The sequence below is a fragment of the Komagataeibacter kakiaceti JCM 25156 genome (assembly GCF_000613305.1).
This window is the reverse complement of record NZ_BAIO01000089.1, coordinates 1-7,617: the sequence shown is the minus strand read 5'-3', so window position 1 is coordinate 7,617 and position 7,617 is coordinate 1. Positions and strand designations below refer to the sequence as shown.

Here is a 7,617-nt window from a genome sequence, read left to right as displayed (position 1 = left end):
TGCCAAAGCCGATGGCGATGGGCAGGTCAGTGGCCCGGCGCAGGCGCGGCAGGGCGTGGGCCAGTTCATCGGTGCTGGCGGTGCGCGTGCCGGTTACGCCGGTAATGCTGACATAATACACGAACCCCGACGCGCCATTGAAGACCACCGGCAGCCGGTCATCGGGCGTGGTGGGGGCGACAAGGCGGATGATGTCCAGCCCCGCCCGTGCGGCGGGGGCGCTGAGCAGATCCGCTTCCTCGGGCGGGAGATCGACCACGATCAGCCATCCACGCCCGCCTTTTTCGCATCGGCGCAGAAGCGGTCCGGCCCGTAGGCCTCGATCGGGTTGGTATAGCCCATGAGGATGATCGGGGTCTCGTCATCATCCGCGCGGAAGGCCGTGACCATTTCCAGCACGCGCTTCATGCTGGACCCGGCCTTCAGCCCGCGCAGGGCCGCCTTCTGTATGGTCGGGCCATCGGCTGACGGATCGGAGAAAGGCACGCCCACCTCGATCAGGTCGGCGCCCGCGCCCGGCATGCCGCGCAGGATCGCGAGTGCCGTGTCGTAATCCGGGTCGCAGGCTTCGACATACGGGATCAGGGCGCCACGGCCCTGCTGGCGCAGGCTGGCGAAGCGGCGGGCGATGCGGCTCACAGTTTCACTCCCAGATGTTCGGCAACCGTGAAGATGTCCTTATCCCCCCGGCCGGAAATGTTGACGACCACGATCGCGTCCTTCGGCATGTCGGGCGCGATCTTGGCGGCATAGGCGATGGCGTGCGCGCTTTCCAGCGCGGGAATGATCCCTTCGGTGCGGGTGCAGAGCTGGAAGGCGTCCAGCGCTTCCTGATCGGTGGCGCCCACGTATTCCGCGCGGCCTATGTCACTGAGCATGAATGCTCGGGGCCGACGCCGGGGTAGTCGAGGCCCGCGCTGATGGAATGGGCTTCCGTGATCTGGCCATCCGCGTCCTGCAGCAGGTAGGTGCGGTTGCCATGCAGCACGCCGGGCCTGCCGCGCTCGATGGAGGCGGCGGTGCGCCCGCTGTCCAGCCCCAGCCCTGCCGCTTCCACCCCGATCAGGCGTACCTGGGGGTCGTCAAGGAAGGGATGGAAGATGCCCATCGCATTCGATCCACCGCCGATCGCGGCCACGATCGTATCGGGCAGGCGACCTTCGGCGGCGAGGATCTGCTCTTTCGTTTCCACCCCGATCACGGACTGGAAGTCACGCACCATCTGCGGGTAGGGGTGCGGCCCCGCCACCGTGCCGACAAGGAAGTAGGTGTCATGCACGTTGGTGACCCAGTCGCGCATGGCTTCGTTCATCGCATCCTTGAGCGTGCCCGCGCCTGCCGTGACGGGCACGACCTCCGCCCCCAGCAGCCGCATGCGGAAGACGTTGGGCTTCTGCCGCTCCACATCGGTGGCCCCCATGTAGATCGCGCATTTCATGCCGAACAGCGCGCAGACCGTGGCGGTGGCCACACCGTGCTGGCCAGCCCCCGTCTCGGCCACGATGCGGGTGCGGCCCATGCGGCGGGCCAGCAGGATCTGCCCCATGACGTTGTTGAGCTTGTGGGAGCCGGTGTGGTTCAGCTCCTCGCGCTTCATGTAGATTTTCGCGCCGCCAAGCTGTTCGGTCATGCGGCGCGCGAACCACAGTGGGCTGGGACGGCCGACGTAATCCTTGAGGTAATAATCCAGTTCGCGCCGGAATTCGGGGTCCGCCTGCGCGGCCCTGTACGCGCCGTCCAGCTCCAGCAGGAGCGGCATCAGGGTTTCAGCGACGAAACGGCCGCCAAAAATTCCAAAACGGCCGCGGCCGTCGGGGCCGCTGCGCAGGCTGTTGGCGCCTGCCTGTGTGTCTGTTGCGCTCAACTTCGCTACTCCGCAAGAATAGGTGCGTGGCTCACTGCTGTACTCATGCAGCCATTCCGGGCCGCGTGTAGGGCGGTTCTGGACCGGATGGCGGCAAAATACCAGCCCCCGGCGCAGCGTGCGCGTGTCATGATTTGACATGTTTGCTGGCGCATGATGGATGGACACGGATCAGGAACGAAAGAAAGACGGCTCATGTTTCTAGCGCACCGCCCCGGGGCTCCGGCCAGAAGTGTGACCATAGCGGAGGACGCGGCAGGCGCCGCGTGGCTGGATCTGCTCAATCCCACGGCGGATGAGGAGGCCCTGGCCGCGCAGGTGACGGGCCAGCGGATTCCCACCCGCGCCCAGCTTGACGAGATCGAGAGTTCCTCGCGCCTGTTCATGGAGGATGACGCCGTTTATCTTTCCACGCCGCTGGTGCGCAAGACGCCGGATGATTTTTTCGTCTCCCCCGTGGGGTTCGTGCTGATGCATGAGCGGATCCTGACCATCCGTTTCACCGGTTTCAGCGCGTTTGACGTGGTGGCCCGGCAGGTGGCGGGCCAGGGCGCCCTGACCGCCAACGAGGCGGCGATCATGCTGCTTGAGGCGATCGTGGACCGCCTGGCGGATATTCTCGAACATCTGGGGCAGTCGCTCGATGTCATGTCGCGCGACGTGTTCCAGTCCGAGGAGCCGGGACAGGCGCAGGCGGGCACGCTGCTGCGCAACATGCTGCGCCGGGTGGGCCGGTCGGGCGATCTGGGGTCATCGGTCAGGGACAGCCTGCTGGGGCTTGAGCGCATTTCCATCTTCCTGGGCGAGAACAAGCGCCATGACCTGTCCGAGCAGCTTCAGGCGCGGCTGGGCACGGTGGAGCGCGATATCCGCTCCCTGAACGACTTCGTGTCGCAGACGGCCAACAAGGTCCAGTTCCTGCTGGACGCGACACTGGGCTTTATCAGCATCGAACAGAATAACGGCATGAAGATACTGACCGTGGTCAGCTTTATTGGCGTGGCCCCGACGCTGGTGGCGGGCATCTATGGCATGAATTTTCATGACATACCGGAACTGAACTGGAAATATGGTTACTGGTATTCCCTCGTGCTCATGGCGGCGACCGTCATATTGCCCCTGATCTGGTTCTGGCGGCGCGGGTGGCTGGGCAAATAGGGCGCGGACGTGGCGCGGACGGGCGTTTCATGACCGGTCCCGGCCGCGTGGCGGCACGCCGTGGCGCAGGTCAGGCTTGACGCCGGGGCGGATTTGGCATAAGGTGGCGCTGTTCCGGAAGGTCTTCGCACCTGTCCGGATTCCCCGCCTTATCAGTCAAGCAGCATCAACCGTTTCGTAAGAACATGGTCAGGGGCCGCGCCCCGCGCACCCTGTCAACGTGATTGCTGGCTTTACTTTTCCCTCCGTGAACTGCCCACTTATAGGCATATCCTGCATGCAACTCGCCGAACTCAAGGCCAAATCCCCAGCAGACCTTCTGGCTTATGCTGAAAGTCTGAACATTGAAAACGCATCATCCCTTCGCAAGCAGGAGTTGATGTTCACGATCCTCAAGACCCTGGCCGATAATGACCAGGCCATCTATGGGGACGGTACGCTTGAAATCCTGTCCGATGGATTTGGCTTCCTCCGCTCGCCCGAGGCCAATTACCTGCCCGGCCCGGATGACATCTATATTTCCCCCAGCCAGGTCCGCCGCTTCGGGCTGCGCACCGGCGATACGGTGGAAGGCCAGATCCGGGCCCCGCGCGATGGTGAGCGGTATTTCGCCCTGCTCAAGGTCAACGCGATCAATTTCGAGCCGCCCGAGGCGGTGCGCCAGCGGATCAACTTCGACAACCTGACCCCCCTGTACCCCGAACGCCGGTTGCAGATGGAGGTCGAGAACTCCGCCGTGGGCGGGGTGGCCGAGCCGCCCGCCAATGGCAAGGGGAAGGGCAAGACCCCGAACCGCGACTTTACTTCCCGTGTGATTGACCTGGTCTCGCCCATCGGTATGGGCCAGCGCGCCCTGATCGTGGCGCCGCCGCGCACCGGCAAGACCGTGATGCTGCAGAGCATCGCCTCCTCCATCGCCGCCAACCACCCCGAAGTCTTCCTGATCGTGCTGCTGATTGACGAGCGGCCGGAAGAAGTGACCGACATGGCGCGTTCGGTGCGTGGGGAAGTGGTTTCCTCCACCTTTGACGAGCCGGCCACACGGCACGTACAGGTGACGGAAATGGTGCTGGAAAAGGCCAAGCGGCTGGTTGAGCACAAGCGCGATGTGGTGATCCTGCTGGATTCGATCACGCGTCTGGCCCGCGCCTACAACACCGTCGTGCCATCATCGGGCAAGGTGCTGACCGGTGGCGTGGACGCCAATGCGCTGCAGCGCCCCAAGCGCTTCTTCGGCGCGGCCCGCAATATCGAGGAAGGCGGCTCGCTGACCATCATCGCGACCGCGCTGATCGATACCGGCAGCCGCATGGATGAAGTCATTTTTGAAGAGTTCAAGGGCACCGGCAACTCGGAACTGATCCTTGACCGCAAGCTGGCGGACAAGCGTACGTTCCCGGCCATCGACATCACCAAGAGCGGCACCCGTAAGGAAGAACTGCTGGTTGACCGGGCCGACCTGGCCAAGATGTGGGTCCTGCGCCGTATCCTTGCCCCCATGGGCACCATGGATGCGATGGACTTCCTGCTGGACAAGCTCAAATACAGCAAGACCAATCACGACTTCTTCGACGCGATGAATACCTGACCGGATTATCCGTAATCCCGAACGTGAAAAACCCCGGCTTTTATAGGTCGGGGTTTTTTATTGCCGGAAGTACCGGGTGCGGCCCGTTTCAGGGCAGCAGGATGGTGCTGCCTGTGGTCTTGCGGGATTCAAGTGCGATATGGGCCTGCGCGGCGTCGCGTAGTGCGAATCGCTGGCCGATATGTGGCTTGAGCACATCCTTTCTGACCAGGGAGAAGACTTCCTTCGCCGCATGCAGCAGGGCGGTCCGTCTGGCGATATAGGTCATGAGCAGCGGGCGGGTGAGATACAGGCTGCCATGGCTGGCCAGCGTGCCGACATCCACGCCGGTCACGGGGCCTGAAGCATTGCCATAGCTGACCATAAGCCCCCGTGGCGCGAGACAGGACAGGCTGGTTTCGAACGTGGCCTTGCCGATGCTGTCATAAACGACGGGCAGCATCCGGCCTTCCGTCAGGTCGCGGACCTGTTCCGTAAGGCGGTCCGTGCCGATAATGACATGTGCGGCGCCATTGGCCTGCGCCAGCCGGGCTTTTTCAGCGGTCGAGACAACACCGATGACATGCGCGCCCAGATGCTGCGCCCACTGGCACATGAGAAGCCCCACGCCCCCCGCCGCCGCATAGACCAGTATGTCGTCACCGGGTTGCACGCGATAGACTTCGCGCAGCAGCATGTGGGCGCTCATCCCGCGCAGCATGATGGCGGCGGCGGTATCGGATGGAATGTCATCGGGCAGGGCGACCACCCTGTCGGCGGCAATGGTCCGGAATGTTGCGTAGCTGCCCGGTACGCCGGCATAGGCTACACGCATGCCGGGGCTGAGATCCTGCACGTCGGGGCCGACCGCCGTGACGGTGCCCGCGCCCTCCATGCCGGGTATGGCGGGGAGGGAGGGGAATTTGTACAGGCCGCTGCGGAAATAGGTATCAATGAAATTGACCCCGATCGCATCGTGTCGCAGCACGATCTCGCCCGCAGCCGGGGTGGGAACGGGCAGCGTTTCCGTGCGGAGCACATCGGGGCCGCCATAGTCGTGAACGCGGATGACAGTATTCATGGCTTGTCTTCCCTTGAGCGTTACGGGATTGCCCGGGTCAGGGCGTGGTGGTGGACAGTGCCTCCAGATCGCGCAGGAACAGCCGGTCGCGCGCGCCTTCATCACCGGGATAGGTGTCCGGGTCGTAGTCGGGGCAGTCGGTGAAATCGATGCGGTGGCAGGGGATGAGAATGGGAATGGGGTTTTCCACGCAGGCGCTGACAATGCTTTCGGGCGCGATCCCGGCCTGCGCCGCCGCATCTTTCCAGTGAACCTGACGGCTACGGGAATGGTCAGCATGAAGCGCCATGCGGCAAGCTGGTCATCGCTGCCATAGGGGGCGAGGGGGAGATCGCAAAGTGCTGTCGCGCCATCGAAATAGGCATCCAGCCAGGCGCGCGCGGCCAGCAGCACGGGGGTCTGTTCCTGATCACGCCCCCAGCCCCAGTCGAGCGCCACGATCCGCTCATCTTCGGTCGAGACCGTAAGTGGCGCCAGTGGCGAGTGCATTGAAAGTTGTGGCATGAGTCACCTTGATCAGGACAAAGAGGTGAAGGATAACGCCGTTCCCGGAGCGGACAAAATGATGATGGCGGTAACGGAGATGTTTATGCAGGAAAGTGATGGGCATCCTCCGGTCATTTTCGCCCTGGCCAGCGGCCTGTCACGCGCCGCCATCGCGGTCATGCGGCTGAGTGGGGCGGGGTGCGGCAGGATTGTGGAAAGCCTGTGCGGGCGTCTGCCCGCGCCACGTCGGGCCTCCCTTCGTGGCCTGTGGCGGCGCGACGGGGCGGAGCCGGTATTGCTGGACCGGGCGCTGGTGCTGTGGTTTCCCGGCCCGGACAGTTATACTGGCGAGGATAGCGCGGAGCTGCACCTGCATGCGGGGCCTGCCGTCATCAACGCCGTGGCCGACGCGCTGGTCGCCCTTGGAGCCCGCCCGGCGGAACCGGGGGAGTTCAGCCGCCGGGCATTTACCCATGGGCGGATGGATCTCATGCAGGCGGAGGGGATAGCCGACCTGATCGACGCCGAGACCGAGGCCCAGCGGCGTCAGGCCCTGGCGCAGGTCGATGGGGCGCAGAGCCGCCTGTACCAGCAATGGGCAGACCGGCTGCGCGTGCTGCTGGCGCATCAGGAAGCCCTGATCGACTTCCCCGATGAGGAACTGCCCCCCGAGGTCGAACAGGGCCTGGTTGACGGATTGCGCGAACTGCATACGACGATGCACGCCAGCCTGGCGGAAGGGGCCGGGGCCGAGCGGCTGCGCCGGGGGCTGGTCTTCGCCATTGTGGGAGAGCCGAATGTTGGCAAGTCCAGCCTGCTCAATGCGCTGGCCGGACGGGATGCGGCGATCGTGTCCGCCCGCGCGGGCACGACGCGCGATGCGATCGAGGCCAGGGTCGTGCTGGGGGATGTGCCGGTCACGCTGGTCGATACCGCCGGCCTGCGCAAAACCGATGACGAGATCGAGGCCGAGGGGGTGCGGCGTTCACTGTTTCACGTGAAACAGGCGGATTGCGTCGTGCAGGTATTCGCAGGCGAAGATGTGCCCCCACGGCTGGAAGGGGATGGCCTGCTGGTCTGCAACAAGATAGATCTGCATTCCGCGCCGGAGGGGGCTATTGGTGTGAGTGTACTCACCCATGCGGGCATGGATGTGCTAAGGGATGCCCTGGTCACGCGCGCACGGGCGCTGACCGCGGGGCGGGCGAACGCGCCTTTCACCCGTGCGCGGCACCGTGCCGCCCTGGAGGAGACGGTGCATCATATCGGGCGCGCGCTTGATATGGACTGGCCTGAAATGCGCGGGGAGGAAATGCGGCTTGCCATGCGCGCGCTGGGGCGGCTGACAGGCGCAGTTGATGTGGAGGCCCTTCTGGATACCGTGTTTGGCCAGTTCTGTATTGGCAAATAGGAAAGGCGCAGGATGAACCGCGCATATGATGTGATCGTTGTTGGTGGGGG

The 7,617-nt window shown here is 64.3% G+C and carries 5 protein-coding genes and 3 pseudogenes; 3 read left to right on the top strand and 5 right to left on the bottom strand.

The genetic code is table 11. The annotated features are described in order from the left end of the window. Together trpA and trpB are read right to left on the bottom strand one after the other, a co-directional pair. Window positions 1-639 (bottom strand): annotated as a pseudogene (gene trpA / locus JCM25156_RS22345) (tryptophan synthase subunit alpha); the annotation flags it as partial. Further along, window positions 636-1,864, bottom strand: a pseudogene (trpB, locus tag JCM25156_RS22340) (tryptophan synthase subunit beta). The pseudogenes trpA and trpB, both read right to left, overlap by 4 nt. Window positions 1,865-2,059: 195 nt before the next feature. On the opposite strand from trpB, the gene JCM25156_RS07265 reads away from it, so the two are divergent. Both JCM25156_RS07265 and rho read left to right on the top strand, forming a co-directional pair. Next, window positions 2,060-3,022 (top strand): magnesium transporter CorA family protein, encoded by a 963-nt coding sequence (locus JCM25156_RS07265; RefSeq protein ID WP_025812626.1) that lies wholly within the window; start codon window positions 2,060-2,062, stop codon window positions 3,020-3,022. Window positions 3,023-3,299: 277 nt separating this feature from the next. Next, complete coding sequence (gene rho, locus JCM25156_RS07260; RefSeq protein WP_025812625.1) at window positions 3,300-4,610, top strand: transcription termination factor Rho; 1,311 nt, start codon at window positions 3,300-3,302, stop codon at window positions 4,608-4,610. A gap of 88 nt (window positions 4,611-4,698) precedes the next feature. On the opposite strand, the gene JCM25156_RS07255 is transcribed toward rho, so the two are convergent. From JCM25156_RS07255 to JCM25156_RS32605, 3 genes and pseudogenes are all read right to left on the bottom strand, one after another. Beyond that, a complete protein-coding gene (locus JCM25156_RS07255) occupies window positions 4,699-5,670 on the bottom strand; it encodes a quinone oxidoreductase family protein (protein WP_025812624.1) in 972 nt (323 codons plus the stop codon). Window positions 5,671-5,707: 37 nt separating this feature from the next. Further along, on the bottom strand, window positions 5,708-5,959 hold the full coding sequence (locus tag JCM25156_RS30880; RefSeq protein ID WP_242402532.1) for an MGMT family protein: 252 nt from the start codon (window positions 5,957-5,959) through the stop codon (window positions 5,708-5,710). Window positions 5,960-6,048: 89 nt separating this feature from the next. Next, window positions 6,049-6,159: pseudogene (locus JCM25156_RS32605) on the bottom strand (methylated-DNA--[protein]-cysteine S-methyltransferase); the annotation flags it as partial. Window positions 6,160-6,259: 100 nt separating this feature from the next. On the opposite strand from JCM25156_RS32605, the gene mnmE reads away from it, so the two are divergent. Then, window positions 6,260-7,567 (top strand): tRNA uridine-5-carboxymethylaminomethyl(34) synthesis GTPase MnmE, encoded by a 1,308-nt coding sequence (gene mnmE / locus JCM25156_RS07245; protein ID WP_242402531.1) that lies wholly within the window; start codon window positions 6,260-6,262, stop codon window positions 7,565-7,567. The last annotated feature ends 50 nt before the right edge of the window (window positions 7,568-7,617 follow it).